This is a genomic window from Maritimibacter alexandrii, from assembly GCF_005871115.1.
Classification (GTDB): domain Bacteria; phylum Pseudomonadota; class Alphaproteobacteria; order Rhodobacterales; family Rhodobacteraceae; genus Maritimibacter; species Maritimibacter alkaliphilus.
The window spans coordinates 689,824-706,914 of the sequence record NZ_SWKQ01000013.1 but is presented as its reverse complement, the minus strand read 5'-3'; the positions used below and the strand labels follow the sequence as shown (position 1 = coordinate 706,914).

The following is a 17,091-nucleotide window of genomic DNA, read 5'->3' as shown; positions in this document are numbered from 1 at the left end:
GGTGATGCACAGGCCCGACTTACGTTACGCACCGATCACCTCTCGGAACGATGCTGCGTCAGCAGCGTTACGTTTGCATGACTTCACTGGATGACACGCCCGCCACCGAAAGCCTTTGGGCCGAAGAGGAAAATTTCTGGCTCGAAGGCCCTGATTTCTACCGCGCGCACATGGTGCCCGACGCGGTGATGGACTTCCCCGAGCCGACCGGACTGCTGAAAGGCGAGCAGGTTTTGAACGCGCTGGAAAATGCGCCGCGCTGGGATAGCGTGTCGTTCTTCGATCGTGATGTCGAGAAACTGGGGAACAAGGCGCGCCTGACCTATCGCGCCGAAGGCAAACGCGACGGCGTGGCCGCGTATGTGGCGAAATGCGAAAGCGTTTATGTGAAATGCGCGGGCGACTGGCTGCTGACCTGCCACAAGCAGGTTCCGCTGGAGCGTTAGACCCGCTTGCGCGCCCTGAGCGCCGCGGTGATGGTGCCGTCGTCGAGATAGTCGAGTTCACCGCCGATGGGCACACCTTGGGCAAGCGAGGTGACGTCACAGCGCCCCTCCAACTCTTCCGCGATGTAATGCGCCGTGGTCTGGCCATCGACCGTGGCGTTTAACGCAAGGATCACTTCGGTGATGTTCTCGTCGCCCACGCGGCTGACCAGCTTGGGGATGCGCAACTCGTCCGGACCGATGGCATCGAGCGCGGACAGCGTGCCGCCCAGCACGTGATAGCGGCCCTTGAAGACGCCCGCGCGTTCCATCGCCCAAAGGTCCGCCACATCCTCGACCACGCACAACTCGCCCGTCGCCCGCTTTTCCGAGGAGCAGATGTCGCAGACCTCGGTCGTGCCGACATTGCCGCAGGTGATGCACTCGCGGGCCGAAACGGCGACGGCATGCATCGCGTCGGCAAGGGGGGCCAGAAGCAGCCCGCGCTTGCGGATCAGGTGCAGCACGGCGCGACGGGCCGAGCGCGGGCCGAGGCCCGGCAGCTTGGCCATCAACTCGATCAGGTTCTCGATGTCGCGCGGCGCTTCGCTCAAGGTTCCGTCAGCCGCCCATGCCGCCGAAGGGGTTGCCCATGCCCGCGGGCAGGCCGAGTTCCTCGGTGATCTTCTGCATTTCCTGGCTGGAGCGTTCCGAGGCTTTCACCTGCGCGTCCTTGATCGCGGCGAGGATCAGGTCCTCGACCACTTCTTTATCGTTCGGGTCGAAGATCGACGGGTCGATGTCCAGCCCCACCAGTTCGCCCTTGGCCGTGGAGGTCGCCTTGACCAGCCCCGCGCCGCTTTCGCCGACCACGGTGATGGTGTCGAGACGTTCCTGCATCTCGCCCATCTTGGTTTGCATTTCCTGTGCGGCCTTCATCATCTTGGTCATATCGCCAAGACCGCCAAGTCCTTTGAGCATGGGTGTCTCCCTCTTGTTCGGGTGTCGGTCTCTATATCGCAATGGCCGGGCGGGGCCACAAGGCTGGACGCCAAGAATGTCTGAGAGGGTGAGGTGCAGGCACCTCACCCATCCTCAAACGGATCCCATTCGTCCTCGACCTCGGGCAGCGCCTCGACCTGCGCCTCGGCCTCCAACTCGTCCGGGGTGCGGATTTCGGTGATGCGCGCCTTGGGAAAGGCGGCGAGGACGGCCTGCACCAACGGGTGCTCGGTCGCCTTGGCCTTGATCTCGTTCTCCTCGGCATCGCGGGTCTCGGCGATGGTCGGCACCTCGGCGTCGTTGACGAGCGAGACGCCCCAGCGCGCGCCGGTCCAGCCCTGAAGCCGCTGCGCCAGACGCGCGGCGAGGTCGCGGGGGGCGTCGGGCGTCGGCGTGAATTCGATCCGGCCGGGCTGGTAGGCGGCAAGCCGGATGCAGGTCTCGACCTCGACCAAGAGCTTCACATCGCGGTTCGCGCGGATCAGCCGCACGACGCTCTCGAAGGTCGGATAACGGGCCAGCGCGTTCTCGGACTGCGGGGCGAGCGCGGTCACGGTGCCGCCGCCACCCGAGGGCGCGCGGCTGGTCGCATAGCCGTTGGTCGAACCGCCGCCGGGCGCCGGGCCACCTGCGGGCGCGGTGGGGGGCGGGGGCGGCGTGTCCTGAAGCTTTTTCAGGAGTTCCTCGGGCGAAGGAAGGTCCGACACATGGGTCAGACGGATCACCGCCATTTCGGCGGCCATCATGGCGTTGGGGGCCATGCCGACCTCTTCGATCGCCTTCAGAAGCATCTGCCACATGCGCGCGAGCACCCGCTGTGACAGCGCCTCGGCCATCGCCTGTCCGCGCGCGCGCTCATCGGGGGATACGGTCGGATCCTCGGCAGCCTCGGGCGTGATCTTGATGACGCTCACCCAATGCGTGACCTCGGCCAGATCGCGCAGCACGGCCATCGGGTCGGCCCCGTCAGCGTATTGCGCGGACAGTTCGGCGAGCGCCCCGGCGGCATCACCGCGCAGGATCATGTCGATCAGATCAAGCACGCGGCCCCGGTCCGCAAGACCCAACATGGCGCGGACCTGATCGGCGGTGGTTTCCCCCGCGCCGTGGCTGATCGCCTGATCGAGAAGCGAGGTGGCATCGCGCGCCGAGCCTTCCGCGGCCCGGGTGATGAGCGCGAGGGCGTCGTCTGCAATCTCGGCATTTTCCTTGGCGGCGATCTTGCGCAACAGGCCGATCATGTCCTCGGGCTCGATCCGGCGCAGGTCGAAGCGCTGGCAGCGCGACAACACCGTAACCGGCACCTTGCGGATCTCGGTGGTGGCGAAGATGAACTTCACATGCGCCGGCGGTTCCTCGAGCGTCTTCAGAAGCGCGTTGAACGCGCTCGTCGACAGCATGTGAACCTCGTCGATGATGTAGATCTTGTAGCGCGCAGAAGCCGCCCGGTAGTGAACGCTGTCGATGATCTCGCGAATGTCGCCCACACCCGTGCGCGAGGCCGCGTCCATTTCCATCACATCGACATGGCGCCCCTCGGCGATGGCCACGCAGTGTTCGCACTGGCCGCAGGGTTCGACCGTCGGCCCGCCGGTCCCGTCCGGCCCGATGCAGTTCATGCCCTTGGCGATGATCCGCGCCGTGGTCGTCTTGCCGATCCCCCGGATGCCGGTCATCACGAAGGCCTGCGCGATCCGGTCCGCCGCGAAGGCATTGCGCAGCGTGCGCACCATCGCCTCCTGCCCGATCAGGTCGGCGAAGGTCTCGGGCCGGTATTTGCGGGCGAGAACCTGATATTCGGTGCTGTCGGACATTTGGCCTCCGGGTGAGTCTGGTCGAATTTAGTGGCTGGCCGGACGGGCGTCTACCGGACCTTGCCGCCCGATCCCGCGCTTTCGCCGTCAGGGGGCGCTGCCCCCGTCGTCCAGCAAGCTGGCCGACTCCCCCGAGGTTTTTTGAAACAGAGAAGAGGGGACGGGCGCATTAAGGTTAACGGCCGCCCCTTCTCTGTTTCCGGAAACCTTCGGGGGGAACGGCGGCTTGCCGCCGTGGGGGGCAGACAGCCCCCCTCTGCCGTCTCACACCCACTTGGCGAGCGGGGGCAGGCTCATCAACACCGCGTCCGGGTCGTGGCTGGTGGCGAGGCCGAACTTGGTGCCGCGGTCGTAGACGAGGTTGTATTCGGCATAGAGGCCCCGGTGCACGAGTTGCGTGTCCTTGTCGGCCTTGTCCCAGGGCGTGTCGCGGCGTTTCTCCGTCACCGGCAGGAAGGCGGGGAGGAAGGCGCGCCCGACGTCTTTGGTGAAGGCGAAGTCGGCCTCCCAGTCGCCGGTGTTGTGGTCGTCGTAGAAGATGCCGCCCACGCCCCGCGCGCGGCGGCGGTGCGGGATGTAGAAATACTCGTCCGCCCAGGCCTTGTAGCGGTCGTAATAGGCCGGGTCGTGCGGGTCGCAGCCCGCCTTCATCGCGGCGTGGAAATGCGCCGTGTCCTCGTCGTATTCGATGCAGGGGTTCAGGTCGGCACCACCGCCGAACCACCATGCGCCGGGGGTCCAGAACATCCGCGTGTTCATATGCACCGCCGGGCTGTGGGGGTTTTGCATATGGGCGACGAGCGAAATGCCAGAGGCCCAGAAGCTCGGGTCCGCCTCGATCCCTGGCACGCCGCGCGCGGCCATGCTTTTCTGGGCCGCCTCGCCCAGCACGCCGTAGACGGTCGAGATGTTGACGCCGACCTTTTCGAACACGCGCCCGCCGCGCATGACCGACATCAGACCGCCGCCCGCGTCCGAGCCGTCGTCGGAGGTGCGGGTGGTCGATTTGACCTCGAACCGGCCCGGGGCGTTTTCGGCGAAGGGGCCGGTCGTCTGGCTGTCTTCGAGCGCCTCGAAGGCCGCGACGATCTGGTCGCGTAAGTCCCGGAACCACGCGCTTGCGCGAGCTTTCTGGTCGTCCATCATGTCGGTCATCGGCGGTCCTCCTGCAACGGGCCTTGCCTATGCCAAGCGTCCGCGCAGGTAAATGGACTACTGTGCCGCGACCACCGCAAGCGTTCCGGCGCGCAGCGCGTTGTTTTCGGTCAGCGTCATGTTCCCCGCACCCCCTGCGGTGCCCGTGACCTGAACGCCCGTCGCCCCGTCGCCCGAGAAATTGCCGGTGCCACGCCCGTCGAAATGCAGCGCGTCGCCCTCATGCGTGATCGTGCCGTCGATCGTCACCTCGAAATTGGCCCCGCTTGCGCCGGTGCTTTCGACCGCGATCTGGCCCGTCGCCTCGCTGTAATCGGCGAGGATGTCTTCGATGTCGCCCGCGTGCCCGTTCTGGATCGCGCTGAACAGTTCGGTCTGGTTCACCCCGGTCTTGCCGAGCATGTTGCCGACCGAGCCGTCGATCCGGGCCCCCGCCGCCGTGAAGGTCGCATCCAGCGCGGCGGTGCCGACGAGCTGACGCCCGATCTGATCGGTGATCGTTTCCTTGACGAAGGCGGTCGCGTAGCCGGTATAGGTCGCGCCGCCCGAGGTGGGCATGGTCGCGGGCGCCGCCCCGACGCCCGACAGGTCGGCGATGACGTCGGCGACGCTGCTTGCGATCACCTCGGGCGAAGCGTTGCTGCCGGACTGGGCGGCGCAGGCGGACAAAAGAAGGACGAAGGGCAGGGCGCGGGCACAGGACATGGCATCCCTTTCGGGTCGTTCGGCCCTCATCCCATGCGCTAGGCATGTATCCCCGCTACAACTCTAGGATGTTCAGGGGGATTTGTCCATCGTCCGCTGGCGTGGCCCCGATCCCAATCGCACCGGGGCCGTCGCCGGATCAGTTCGTTTCGACGAGCCGAATGCCGAAGTCGCCGAAACGGTCGACGCCGTTTTCCTTGATGGTCAGCCCTTCGTGCGTCTCCGCGTTCACGAACATGCCTTCTCCGTTGGCGCCGATGAAATAGCCGCGGGTGGTGCCGCCGAATTCGATGGCGTCGCCGTTGTGGGTGACCGTGCCCGATACGTTGGACGTGATGTTCTTGGTGGTGCCGACCGGCGTGTCGAGGCGACCGTTGGTGAAGGTCAGCTCGCCGCTGGTGCCGTCATAGGTTTCGAGAAGCGCCTGAACGTCGGCAGCCGTACCGGAGGTGAGGGCGATGTAGAACTCGTTCTGGTCGGTCTCGTCCTTGGCGAGGATGTTGCTGACCGTGCCCGAGAAGTCGACGTCGCTGGCCATGAATGCGACCTCGAAATTCGCGTCGCCGACCAGCATGCGCCCGATCTGGGTCGGGTTGCCGCCGGTGAACTGCGTGTCCTTCACGACACCCGCCATGAAGCCCGAATAATTCGCCTCACCGCTCGTCGGCAGCGTCGAATCCACGCTGGCCAAGGCGTTGAAATCGTCGCGGGTCTGGACCGCCAGGGCCGCGGTCGCCACCGGGTCGGCGGTGGACCCGCCCGGCCCGATACCGAAGAGCGCACAGCCCGACATGGACGTCGCTGCCGCGAGTGCGGCCGTCGCCGCGAGAATGCGTCTGGAATGATTCATGGAAACCCCCTTGGTGCTGTGCACCGCAGGCGGCGCATCGCCTTATGGATAGGGTTTCGCAGGGCGTTGAGACATCCCCCTGAACAGGGGGTTTGCCTGCCGGATGAACCGGCCGGAAAACCGGCGCTAGGCGCGGGTCCGACCGCTTTTGCAGGACGGCCCGAAGGCGCGGACCCGTTCGCCGGGGCTAGTGCCGGTCGCTGTCCACCACGTCGATCACCGTGCGCCCACCGTCGACCATCACCACCTGTCCGGTCATGAAGCGCGAGGCATCGGCGGCGAGGAAATGGACGGCTTCCGCCACCTCGCTCGCCTCGGCGATCCGGCCCAGCGGGGTGCCGTGGATGACCTCTTCGCGCAGGTTCGGATCGGCCGCGCAGGCTTCGCGCAGGCTCGTCGACATGACCGAACCGAAGCCGACCGCATTCACCCGGATCTTGTGCGGGGCGAGCGCGACGGCCATGGAGCGGGTCATCTGTTCCAGCGCGGCCGATGCGATGGAGAACCCCATCAGCGCGGGCCGGGTGCGTGTCGCGGCAATCGAGGTCAGGTTGACGATGGCGCCGATGGATTGCGGCGGCTCTTCGGCATCCTCGTCCTTCGCCTGCTGGATCATCCGCTTGGCGACGGCCTGACTGAGCTTGAGCGCGGTCATCAGGTTCTGGTCGATCAGGGTTTCGACGGTCTTGTCTTCGCTGTCCAGCGGGTCCATCGCGATCACCTGACGCGAGGCGTTGACGAGAATGTCGACCCGGTCGAAGGCGTCGATTGTGGCCGACAGCAGATTGGCGATGGTCAGCTTTTCGCGCAGGTCGCCCGCGAAGATGCGCACCTTCGAGGCCTCTTCCTCGACCGGGTCGGCCCCGGCGGCGGGCAGCACGTCCATATCGGGGTTGGAGCCGAATTCCTCGGCCAGCTTCACCTCGTCCATGTCGGCGCACATGACGTTGGCGCCGGACTCGGCCAGATGGCGGGCGATGGCGAGGCCGACGCCATTGGCGGCGCCCGTGACGATGACGGTCTTGCCCGTGATAGAAAAGGACATTCAGGTCTCCTGATTCACCGGGGTCGAGACTAGGGGCATTCAGGTCCGGCTGCGAAGGGGTTTCGACGCACGGATCACCTTGAAGCCCGGCGTGCCGCCGACCTCGTCCACCTCGCGGAACTGCGCGGTCAGCGCGTCCTCATAGGGCAAATGGCGGTTGGCGACCATCCAGAAAGTGCCGGTCGGGGCAAGCATGGCCGCGGCCGATGCGATGAAGGCGCGGCCAAGGCCGGGGTCGCCGGCGCGCCCGGTGTGAAACGGCGGGTTCGAGACGACGACATCGACAGGGGTGTCGGGCCGGTAATCCGTCGCATCGGCCCAATGGAACGACGCCCGCGGGTCGGTCACGTTCTCACGCGCGCAGTCGAGCGCGGTCAGATCGGCCTCGACCAGATCGAGCGCGGTCACCTTGTCCGAGGTCAGGATGTGGCGCGCGAGGAACCCCCAGCCTGCGCCAAGGTCGACCACCCGGCCCGAAAGCGCGGGAAGCGCGTCGACCAGCGCGCGCGAGCCTTTGTCGGGCCCGTCCGCCGAAAACACACCGGGGCGTGTGACGAAGCCCTCGACCGTGCGCGCCTGACCCGCCCACCCCGGAAAGTCCGGTGCGGCGAGCCAGAACAGTTTGCCGTGGGATTTCGAGGTGACACCGATCGTTCCGGCCACGGTCTTGACCGCTTTCAGGATCGAATCCACCCCGTCGGTCTTCTGCCCGTCCACGATCAGGAACCCGGCACAGCCCGATGCCTGCGCAAGAAGGGCGCGCGCGGCATCCTTGGCGCGGGGCAGGAATACCAGCGCGGTCGCATACGTGCCCTCGGGTGCCTGCAAGACCCCGTAGCCTAGCCCCTGCCAGTAGCGTGCATCGGGGAAAAACCGGCTCACGATGTCGACCCGGTCACGCTCCAGCGGCGACAGATCGGCGCCGATCGGCGGGCCGAAGACCGCGATGCGACCTTCGGGCAGCACGAGCGCGCCGGACTCCAGCGCGTGCGATAGTCTGGCGGATGACATGGCGGGCTATTCCCGCTCCATCGTGCATTGCAGGGGGTGCTGGTACTGACGGGCCATTTCCATCACCTGATTCACCTTGGTCTCGGCGATCTCGTAGGAGAACACGCCGACCACCGCGAGCCCCTTCTTGTGGACCGTCAGCATGATCTCGAACGCCTGCGCGTGGTTCATGCCGAAGAACCGCTCCAGCACCATGACGACGAATTCCATCGGGGTGAAATCGTCATTGATGAGCAGCACCTTGTAAAGCGGCGGGCGTTTGGACTTGGCCTTGGGCCGGACCGCAAGCTGGGTGTCCCCGCCCGGCGGGCCGTTCGGTTCGTCAGCCATGAGTTTGAGGTCGCTCGCCAATCCGCTCTCCATGTGATCGCAATTTGCCCGCATGAGGCCGACAATATAATGGGGTGGCCACGCAAATAAAGGGGGCCTTCGGCAGGGAGTGGTCACAATGGCAGGAAAAATAAAGACAATCGCATTCGATGCCGACGATACGCTCTGGCAGAACGAGCAATTTTTCCGCCTGACGCAGGAACGATTCGCGGACCTTCTGGCCGATCACGCCGAGCGCGGGCATCTGGAAGAGCGGCTCATGGCGGCCGAACGGCGCAACCTCGGGCACTACGGGTTCGGCATCAAGGGCTTCGTTCTGTCGATGATCGAGACCGCCATCGAAGTGACCGAGGCACGCGTGCCCGCGACGGTGATCGCCGAGATCATCGCGGCGGGGCAGGAGATGCTCTCGCACCCGATCGAGCTTTTGCCGGATGTCGAGGAGACGGTGGGCGCGCTGGCCGAAAGCCACCATATCCTGCTCATCACCAAGGGCGACCTTCTGGATCAGGAGCGCAAGCTGGCGCAATCCGGTCTTGGCGACCTGTTCGACGGGGTCGAGATCGTGTCGGACAAGACGCCCCCGGTCTATGCCGAGATTTTCCGGCGGCGCGAGGTGGTGCCGGACACCGCGATGATGGTCGGCAATTCGCTCAAATCCGACGTGCTTCCGGTGATCGAAGCGGGGGCCTGGGGCACCCATGTCCCGCATGACCTTACATGGTCCTTCGAACATGCCGAGCCCCCGACCGAGCACCCACGCTTTCGCGAAATCCCCCGGCTGGGTGCCCTCCCGGCCATCCTCGCAAGCCTCGACTGACCTCTTCTTCGTTTCGAAAATACTTCAGGGGAGCGCGAGGGGACTGGTCCCCTCGCCACCGCGACGGGCCGACGCAGTCGGCGCGGCGCAAATCCTGTGCGGGCGGCCCCGCCGCCCGCGCCTTTCAGGTCCGCCGGCCTGACACAATGTCGCCACATTCCAGCATTTGGCGGTGCACCAAATGGGACACGCTAGATGTTGAGCGCGGCATGATGTCTTTCGGCAAAGCAACTGAGACTTAACTGTTTTCTCGGCTCAGGGGCCGTGCTACGCTTGCCCCAAGCAGAAAAATCCGGACATCAAAAAAACAACCGTCCGGGGAATGAGGCAGTGATGGCAAGCGACGCTCTTCGTCGTGTCGGGCAGGCAGTCCGCACTTTTCTGGCATTCATCGTGGTGGCCCTGACGCTGGCCGGTGCGCCCGCGCTCGCCGCGCCCTACGCCGCGCTGGTGGTGGACGCGCGATCCGGGCAGGTGCTGCACGAACGCAACGCCGATGCGCGGCTGCACCCTGCTTCGCTCACCAAGATGATGACACTCTACATCGTGTTCGAGGCGGTCGAGCATGGCGAGATTTCCCTCGACAGCCTCGTGACGATCTCGCGCAATGCCTCGGCCGAGCCGCCGTCAAAAATCGGGTTCCGCGAAGGCTCGCAGGTGCGACTGCGCCACCTGATCCGCGCCGCCGCCGTCAAATCCGCGAACGACGCCGCCACGGCGCTGGGCGAAGCGATCTCGGGGTCGGAAGAGGCCTTCGCCGCCCGGATGAACCGCACCGCCAAGGCGCTGGGCATGACGCGCACGCATTTCGAGAATATGCACGGGCTGACCGCCGAAGGGCACCTGTCCACCGCGCGGGACATGACCACGTTGGGGCGGCACCTGTTCTACGACTACCCGCAGTATTACAACCTGTTCTCGCGCACCTCCGCCGATGTCGGCGTCAAGACGGTGCCCAGCACCAACCGCCGGTTCCTCACGACCTATGAGGGCGCGGACGGCATCAAGACCGGCTATACCCGCGCTTCGGGGTCGAACCTGACGGCCAGCGCGCATCGCGGCAACAAGCGCATCATCGCGACGATCTTCGGCGGCACGTCCGGCCCGTCGCGCGACGCGCAGATGGCCGAGCTTCTGGACATGGGTTTCAGACAGGCGGGCAACAACGTCGCCGTGCGACCGCCGTCGAAGCCGCCCTACATGGGCAACAGTGGACTTGGTGCTTCGGCGCCCTTGGTCGCGAACAACGAGCTCGACGAGCCGGGCGGGGCGGGCAAGACGATCCGCGTCGTCGGAGCGCCGGCCAAGTCGATCCGCCCCAGACCGCGCCCCGGCATGGCCTTCGACCCCGCGACATCGGAAGCGGTCGAAGACGTGATCGCAGGCATCCTCGCGGCGCCGGATGTGGCCGAGACGGACGCGGACACAGTGGCCGAAGCGGAAACGACGGAACCGACCGAGTCGGGCGAAGCGGTCGAGGTGGCGACGGTCGCAGACCCGGCCGAAACGCCGCAGCCCGACCCCGCGATGACGCCGCAGACCGCGCCGCAAGAGGTGGCCGAGGCGGGCGTGGCGGCCGAAACCCCGCCAATCGCGCAGGACGACGCGACGCCGATCATCAATGCCTCGCTCGCCGCGCCGGAGATCGCTCCGGTCCCGCCCGCGCGGCCCGACGACATGATCCTCGTCAGCGTGGAAAGCTCGGGCGCCGCCGCCCCGGCTGCACCGGAACTGGTGACGCGCATGTCCACCTCGGGCGGGCGTCACTGGGGCATCAACGTCGGCATCTACACGACCCAATACGAGGCCGAGAAAGTGCTCCTCAGGACCGCCCTGTCGGAACTCGCGACCTTGGGCGAGGCGCTTCGAAAGGTCGGCAAGTCGCGTCAGGGGTTCAACGCAAACTTCGTGGGCATGACCAAGGAAAGCGCCGAACTCGCCTGTCGGCGGCTCTCGGTGCGCGACACGTCCTGCACGGTGATCGAGGCCGGGGCGAGCTAGGCCCGGTCCGCACCGGACCCCGCCGCACTACATCGCAGCGCCGTCCGCCGCCTTGATCTCGAACGCCGCCGCCATGAGCGCCTTGGTGTAGTCGGTCTTGGGCGCGTCGAACACCTGATCCACGTCGCCCTGCTCCACCACGTCGCCGGACTTCATGACCAGCACCTTGTGGCTGAGGGCGCGAACGACCTTCAGGTCGTGGGAAATGAACAGATAGGCGAGCTTGTACTTTTCCTGCAAACGCCGCAGCAGATCGACGATCTGCACCTGCACCGTCATATCCAAAGCCGATGTCGGCTCGTCCAGCACGACAAGGCGGGGACGCAGGATCATGGCGCGGGCGATGGCGATGCGCTGGCGTTGGCCGCCGGAAAATTCGTGCGGGTAGCGGTGCATCATCTCGGGGTTCAGCCCGACCTCGGTCATGATCTCGGCCACCATCTCGCGCTTGTTGCGCCCCGGCTCCACCCCGTGAACGGCGAGGCCCTCGGCAATGATTTCCTCGCAGGTCATGCGGGGCGAAAGCGAGCCGTAGGGGTCCTGGAACACGATCTGCATATCGCGGCGCAGGCCGCGCAACTGCTTGGACTTCCACCCCTGAATGTCGTCGCCCAGGAACACCACCGGCCCCTGTGACGAGATAAGCCGCATGACGGCGAGCGCGAGCGTGGTCTTGCCGGAGCCGGATTCGCCCACGATCCCCACCGTCTCGCCCTCGCGCACCGAAAAGCTGGCGGCATTGACTGCCTTGATGTGCCCGACCGTCTTGCGCAACAGGCCGCGTTCGATCGGGAACCAGATCCGCAGATCCTTGGTGCTCGCGATCTCTTGCGCGCCTGCGGGAACAGGCAGCGGCTTGCCGGTCGCCTCGGCGGAGAGGAGTTTCTGGGTGTAGGGATGGCGCGGGTTGGCGAACAGCTCGTCGGTGCTCCCCGCTTCGACGATCTCGCCATCCTTCATCACGTTCACGCGGTCCGCGAACTTGCGGACGATGGACAGATCGTGCGTGATGAACAAAAGGCTCATCCCTTCGGACCTGATGAGGTCGGCCAGAAGGTCGAGGATCTGCGCTTGAATGGTCACGTCGAGCGCCGTGGTCGGCTCGTCCGCGATCAGCAGGTCCGGGCCGTTCGCCAGAGCCATCGCGATCATCACCCGCTGGCGTTGACCGCCCGACAACTGGTGCGGATAGCTCTTGAGCCGGCTTTCGGGGTCCGGAATGCCGACCTTGTCCAGAAGCTCGACGATCTTGTCGTGCAACGCCTGACCTTCGAGCCCCTGATGCAGCTGGATCGACTCGCGCAACTGCTTTTCCAGCGTGTGCAGCGGGTTGAGCGAGGTCATCGGTTCCTGAAAGATGAAGCTGATGTCGTTGCCGCGCGTGCGGCGCAACTCCTTCCACGTGGCCCCGACCATTTCGCGCCCGTCATACTTGATCGACCCTTCGATTTCGGCGCTCTCGGGCAGGAGCGACACGGTGGACAGCGCCGTGACCGACTTGCCGGACCCGGACTCCCCGACCAGCGCGACCGTCTCGCCCTTCATCACGTCGAAGGACACGCCTTTGACGGCGGGCAACAACTGCCCGTCCTGCCGGAACGCGATCTTGAGTTTGCGGACGTCGAGCAGCTTCATTGGAAGGTCTTCCGGGGATCGAATGCATCGCGCACGCCTTCGAAGATGAAGACGAGAAGCGACAGCAGCACCGTGAAGGTCACGAAGGAGGTGAACGCCAGCCACGGGGCCTGAAGGTTCTGTTTCGCCTGCCGTGTGAGTTCGCCCAGCGACGGCGCGGACGAGGGCAGGCCGTAACCGAGAAAATCGAGCGCGGCGAGCGTGCCGATGGTGCCGGTGATGATGAAGGGCAGCATGGTGAGCGTGGCGACCATCGCGTTGGGCAGCATATGGCGGAACATGATCGTCCGGTTCGACACGCCGAGCGCCTTGGCCGCACGGACGTATTCGAAGTTGCGCGCCCGCAGGAACTCGGCCCGCACGACGCCGACGAGCGCGGGCCAGCCGAACAGGATGGTGACGAAGACCAGAAGCCAGAAACTTCGCCCCAGAATGGCGAAGAGGATGATGATGACGTAAAGCGACGGGGTCGAGGCCCAGATTTCCAGAATGCGCTGGAACACGAGGTCAAGCCAGCCACCGAAATACCCCTGCACCGCACCCGCCGCGATCCCGATGAGAGAGGTGGCGAGGGTCACGATGATGGTGAAATAGACCGAAAGCCGGAAGCCGTAGATCACCCGCGCCAGCACGTCGCGCGCGGTGTCGTCGGTGCCGAGCCAATGGTCGCCGTCGGGGGCCGAGGGCGCCGCGGTGCCGATGTCGTTGATCGTGTCGTAGGAATAGGGGATCGGCGGCCAGAGCAGCCAGCCCTTGGTGATCTGCTCACCCGCGATCTCGCCATCTTCGGCATCCGCGATGGTGCCTTCGGGGTCGTCCCAGCACAGCTCGGACCCGGCGGCGACGATCAGGCATTCGACCTCGATATCGGCATAGACCGCTTCGGTGCGGAAATCGCCGCCGAACGCCGTCTCGGGATAGAACTTGAACACCGGCGCGTGAAGCTTGCCGTTATAGGACACGAGGATGGGTTTGTCGTTCGCGATGAATTCGGCAAAGAGCGATAGGCCGAAGACGATGGCGAAAATGATGAGCGACCAGAAGGCGCGACGATTGCGCTTGAAGTTGCGCCAGCGTCGCTGGTTCAGCGGGGACAGGAACGGGCGCTTGCGCGGGGCGACCGGGGCCGGGGCCGTTTGGGCCGGTTCACGCATGTTCGGGTCCGCGCTCATCACGCCTCCCGCTTTTCGAAGTCGATGCGTGGATCGACGAAGACGTACATGAGGTCCGACAGGATGCCGATGACCAGCCCGACGAGGCCGAAGACGAAGAGCGTGCCGAAGATCACCGGATAGTCACGCGCGACGGCGGCCTCGAATCCAAGGCGGCCAAGGCCGTCGAGCGAGAAGATCGTCTCGATGATGAGGGAGCCGCCGAAGAAGACCGAGATGAACAGGCCGGGAAAGCCCGCGATCACGATCAGCATCGCGTTGCGGAAGACGTGGCCGTAAAGCACCCGCCGTTCCGACACGCCCTTGGCGCGGGCGGTGATGACGTACTGCTTCTTGATCTCGTCCAGAAAGCTGTTCTTGGTCAAAAGCGTGAGCGTCGCGAAGCTGGCGATGGTCGAGGCGAAGACGGGCAGGGCGATGTGCCAGAAATAGTCGAGCACTTTGCCGATCAGGCTGAGGTCTTCGAAGTTGTCCGAGGTAAGGCCCCTGAGCGGGAAGATCTGCCAATAGGTGCCGCCCGCGAACAGGACCAGGAGCAGGATCGCGAACAGAAAGCCGGGGATGGCATAGGCCACGATGATAAGGCCCGAGGTCCATGTGTCGAAGGTCGATCCGTCATTCACCGCTTTGCGGATGCCCAGCGGGATCGACACGATATAGGCGATGAGCGTCGACCACAGGCCCAGCGTGATCGAGACCGGCAGTTTTTCGGCCACCAGTTCGAACACCCCGATGGATCGGAAGTAGCTCTCGCCGAAGTCGAGCCGCATGTAGTTCCAGATCATCGTGAAGAACCGTTCGACCGGCGGTTTGTCGAAGCCGAATTCGCGTTCGAGTTCCTCGATGAATTCCGGGGGCAGCCCGCGTGCGCCCGCGTATTCCGACGACCCTTGCGCCGAGCTTCGCGCGGTGTCGTTGGCGAATTCCCCCGCACCGCCCGATATGGCGCCGAACACGTCGCCCTCGCCGTCGATGCGCGCAATGATCTGTTCGATCGGCCCGCCGGGGACGAATTGGGTCAGGGTGAAGTTGATGACCATGATCCCGAAGAGCGTCGGGATGATGAGCAGCAACCTGCGGAGGATATAGGCGCCCATAGGGTGGTCTTGGTCCTTGCCTTAGCGCAGGACGCCCGCGTCTTTGAGCGCCTGATGTTTCTCGGCGTCGTACCACCAGAAATCCAGATAGCCCATATCGAGCGGCGGGATCGTCTCGGGTTTCCCATACATGTCGAAATAGGCGACGGTATGCACGGGCTTGTACCACTGCGGCACCATGAAGCCGATGGACCGCAGCGTCCGGTCGAGCGCATGGACCGAGGTTTCGAGCGCCTCAAGCGTCTCGGCATCGACCACGGTGGGAATGATGCGGTCCACCGCCTCGTTCCTGAGACGCATCAGGTTGCGCGAACTGTCGTCGGCCGTCTTGGAGGCGAACCATTGTTCCAGCCCGATGCCCGGCTCGAACCCCATCGAAAAGCTATGGCTGGTCATGTCGAAATCGCCCGCGCGGCGGTTCTCGACATATTGCGCCGTGTCCACGCGTTCCAGCTTGGCCTGAACGCCGAGCTGTTGGAGGTTCTCGATATAGGGGTTCAGGATGCGGTCGAAATTCGGGTCGTAGGACAGGATCTCGAGCGCCAGAACCTCGCCCGCTTCGTTGCGCCGCACGCCGTCGTCGCCGGGAATCCAGCCCGCCTCTTCCAGCAAGGCACCCGCGGCCCGGTAGGTCCCGCGCGAGGGGCGGTTGCCGTCCGCGCTGTTGACATGGGGCACCGCCGGTTCGTCGGTCAGGATCGAGGCATCCAGCAGACCTTCGTCGACGAGCGGCTGAAGGATTTCCACCTCGCCCTCGGACGGAACGCCCTCCGCCGCCAGGTCGGTGCCGGGCCAGAAGGAATAGACGCGGTCGTAAAGGCCATAGAACAGCGCCTCGTTCGACCATTCGAAGTTGAACATCATTCCGATCGCATCGCGCACGCGCTTGTCCTGCCAGACCTCGCGGTCGAGGTTGAAGATGAAGCTTTGGGCGGTGCCCACGGTGCCGTCGGGGATTTCTTCCTTGATGACGTAGCCGTCGTTCAGGTTCGGGAAGTCATAGCCGGTCGCCCAGATGAGCGAGGAATTCTCGACGCGGAAGGTGAAGGCCCCGGCCTTGAACGCCTCGAACGCGGCCTGACTATCGGCGAAATACTCGACCCGGATGCGGTCGAAGTTGTTGCGGCCGATCTGAAGCGGGTGATCCGCGCCCCAGTAATCGGGGTTCTTCGCATAGACGATCTGCCGGTTGAAGTCTTTCGATTCAAGCACATAGGCGCCCGTCGACATGAACGGCTCTTCCGAACTGTCGTCAAGCCGGGTGCCGGTTTCATCGAACCACGCCTTCGAGAAGACCGGGGTTCCGCCCGCAAAGCCGACCCGTTCGCGGATCGGCGCCTGATCGGTGAAGGTGAAGGTGATCGTGTGATCGTCCACGATCTCGACATCTTCGATGAAGCCCTCGACGATCCGGCGGTATTCGGTGATGCCCTGTTCGAGGAACAGGTTGAAGGAAAACAGCACGTCCTCGGCGGTCATCGGCGTGCCGTCGGCGAAGGTCACGTCATCGCGCAGGTTGAAGGTGATCCACTTCAGATCCTCGGGGTATTCCATCGTCGTGCAGAGGAAACAGTAGATGCCGTAGGGGTCGTCGGCGGTGGAGGTCAGGATCGATTCCGACCCGATCGTGGCGAGCGCGGCCGACACGCCCTTGCGCGAATAGTTGTTGAAGCTGTCGAAGGTGCCCATGGACGAGATCGAAATCTCGCCGCCCTTGGGCGCATCCGGGTTCACGTAGTCCAGATGCTCCATGTCCGGGCCATATTTGACCTCGCCGAAGTTCGAAAACGCGTGGGTCTCGATTGTGTCCTGACCGCGGGCGACGGTGGCCCCGCCAAGGATCGCGGCGCCCGACAGAAGGATCGCGGTCAGCGTCGGGAACGTCGGGGCTACAAGTCGGGCTTGGGTGGCGGCGCGCGCGGGGCGGGGCGTCATGGCGTCTCCTCTGGTCGCTCTGGACTGGTCCGGTAGAGAAAAGGCTAAGCCCGCATCGCCCTGACATTCAAGGCGAGAATTCGTGAGATAGATT

General features: G+C 65.0%; 16 protein-coding genes. 3 read left to right on the top strand and 13 right to left on the bottom strand.

Going from position 1 to position 17,091, the window contains the following annotated elements; all coding sequences use genetic code 11:
* The first annotated feature begins 77 nt into the window (after positions 1-77).
* Positions 78-446 (top strand): nuclear transport factor 2 family protein, encoded by a 369-nt coding sequence (locus FCT00_RS16105; protein WP_138423821.1) that lies wholly within the window; start codon positions 78-80, stop codon positions 444-446.
* Here FCT00_RS16105 and recR read toward each other — a convergent pair.
* The 9 genes from recR to clpS form a co-directional block, all read right to left on the bottom strand.
* Positions 443-1,039, bottom strand: a complete 597-nt coding sequence (recR, locus tag FCT00_RS16100) for a recombination mediator RecR (RefSeq protein ID WP_138423820.1) — start codon at positions 1,037-1,039, stop codon at positions 443-445. The two genes, FCT00_RS16105 and recR, sit on opposite strands and share 4 nt — an antisense overlap.
* Before the next feature lie 7 nt (positions 1,040-1,046).
* Positions 1,047-1,346: a YbaB/EbfC family nucleoid-associated protein gene (locus FCT00_RS16095; RefSeq protein WP_407943660.1), complete on the bottom strand. Its 300-nt coding sequence runs from the start codon at positions 1,344-1,346 to the stop codon at positions 1,047-1,049.
* 164 nt (positions 1,347-1,510) lie between these two features.
* Positions 1,511-3,241: a DNA polymerase III subunit gamma/tau gene (locus FCT00_RS16090; RefSeq protein ID WP_138423818.1), complete on the bottom strand. Its 1,731-nt coding sequence runs from the start codon at positions 3,239-3,241 to the stop codon at positions 1,511-1,513.
* 264 nt (positions 3,242-3,505) lie between these two features.
* Positions 3,506-4,396, bottom strand: coding sequence for an oxygen-dependent coproporphyrinogen oxidase (hemF, locus tag FCT00_RS16085; protein WP_138423817.1), 891 nt, complete (start codon positions 4,394-4,396; stop codon positions 3,506-3,508).
* A gap of 57 nt (positions 4,397-4,453) precedes the next feature.
* Positions 4,454-5,101, bottom strand: a complete 648-nt coding sequence (locus FCT00_RS16080) for a hypothetical protein (protein WP_138423816.1) — start codon at positions 5,099-5,101, stop codon at positions 4,454-4,456.
* A gap of 139 nt (positions 5,102-5,240) precedes the next feature.
* A complete protein-coding gene (locus FCT00_RS16075; protein ID WP_138423815.1) occupies positions 5,241-5,951 on the bottom strand; it encodes a hypothetical protein in 711 nt (236 codons plus the stop codon).
* Positions 5,952-6,138: 187 nt separating this feature from the next.
* Positions 6,139-6,996 carry an SDR family NAD(P)-dependent oxidoreductase gene (locus FCT00_RS16070; protein WP_138423814.1) on the bottom strand — a complete coding sequence of 286 codons (858 nt, stop codon included), beginning with the start codon at positions 6,994-6,996 and terminating at the stop codon, positions 6,139-6,141.
* Positions 6,997-7,035: 39 nt separating this feature from the next.
* The gene (locus tag FCT00_RS16065; RefSeq protein WP_138423813.1) at positions 7,036-8,007 is read right to left on the bottom strand and encodes a methyltransferase; all 972 of its coding nucleotides are present in this window, start codon (positions 8,005-8,007) and stop codon (positions 7,036-7,038) included.
* 6 nt (positions 8,008-8,013) lie between these two features.
* A complete protein-coding gene (gene clpS / locus FCT00_RS16060; protein WP_138423812.1) occupies positions 8,014-8,337 on the bottom strand; it encodes an ATP-dependent Clp protease adapter ClpS in 324 nt (107 codons plus the stop codon).
* Between the two features lie 118 nt (positions 8,338-8,455).
* On the opposite strand from clpS, the gene FCT00_RS16055 reads away from it, so the two are divergent.
* A complete protein-coding gene (locus tag FCT00_RS16055; RefSeq protein WP_138423811.1) occupies positions 8,456-9,157 on the top strand; it encodes an HAD family hydrolase in 702 nt (233 codons plus the stop codon).
* Positions 9,158-9,490: 333 nt separating this feature from the next.
* A complete protein-coding gene (locus FCT00_RS16050; RefSeq protein WP_235889117.1) occupies positions 9,491-11,158 on the top strand; it encodes a D-alanyl-D-alanine carboxypeptidase family protein in 1,668 nt (555 codons plus the stop codon).
* A 27-nt stretch (positions 11,159-11,185) separates the two neighbouring features.
* Here FCT00_RS16050 and FCT00_RS16045 read toward each other — a convergent pair whose 3' ends face one another.
* Genes FCT00_RS16045 through FCT00_RS16030 form a run of 4 tightly spaced genes read right to left on the bottom strand, consistent with a single transcriptional unit; the run spans position 11,186 to position 16,997 of the window.
* Positions 11,186-12,793 (bottom strand): ABC transporter ATP-binding protein, encoded by a 1,608-nt coding sequence (locus FCT00_RS16045; RefSeq protein WP_138423810.1) that lies wholly within the window; start codon positions 12,791-12,793, stop codon positions 11,186-11,188.
* Entirely contained in the window at positions 12,790-13,947 is a 1,158-nt protein-coding gene (locus tag FCT00_RS16040) for an ABC transporter permease (protein ID WP_235889138.1), read from the bottom strand. Before FCT00_RS16040 ends, FCT00_RS16045 begins: the two co-directional genes overlap by 4 nt.
* Before the next feature lie 17 nt (positions 13,948-13,964).
* The gene (locus tag FCT00_RS16035; protein ID WP_008331147.1) at positions 13,965-15,062 is read right to left on the bottom strand and encodes a microcin C ABC transporter permease YejB; all 1,098 of its coding nucleotides are present in this window, start codon (positions 15,060-15,062) and stop codon (positions 13,965-13,967) included.
* Positions 15,063-15,083: 21 nt separating this feature from the next.
* A complete protein-coding gene (locus tag FCT00_RS16030; protein ID WP_138423809.1) occupies positions 15,084-16,997 on the bottom strand; it encodes an extracellular solute-binding protein in 1,914 nt (637 codons plus the stop codon).
* Positions 16,998-17,091 lie beyond the last annotated feature (94 nt).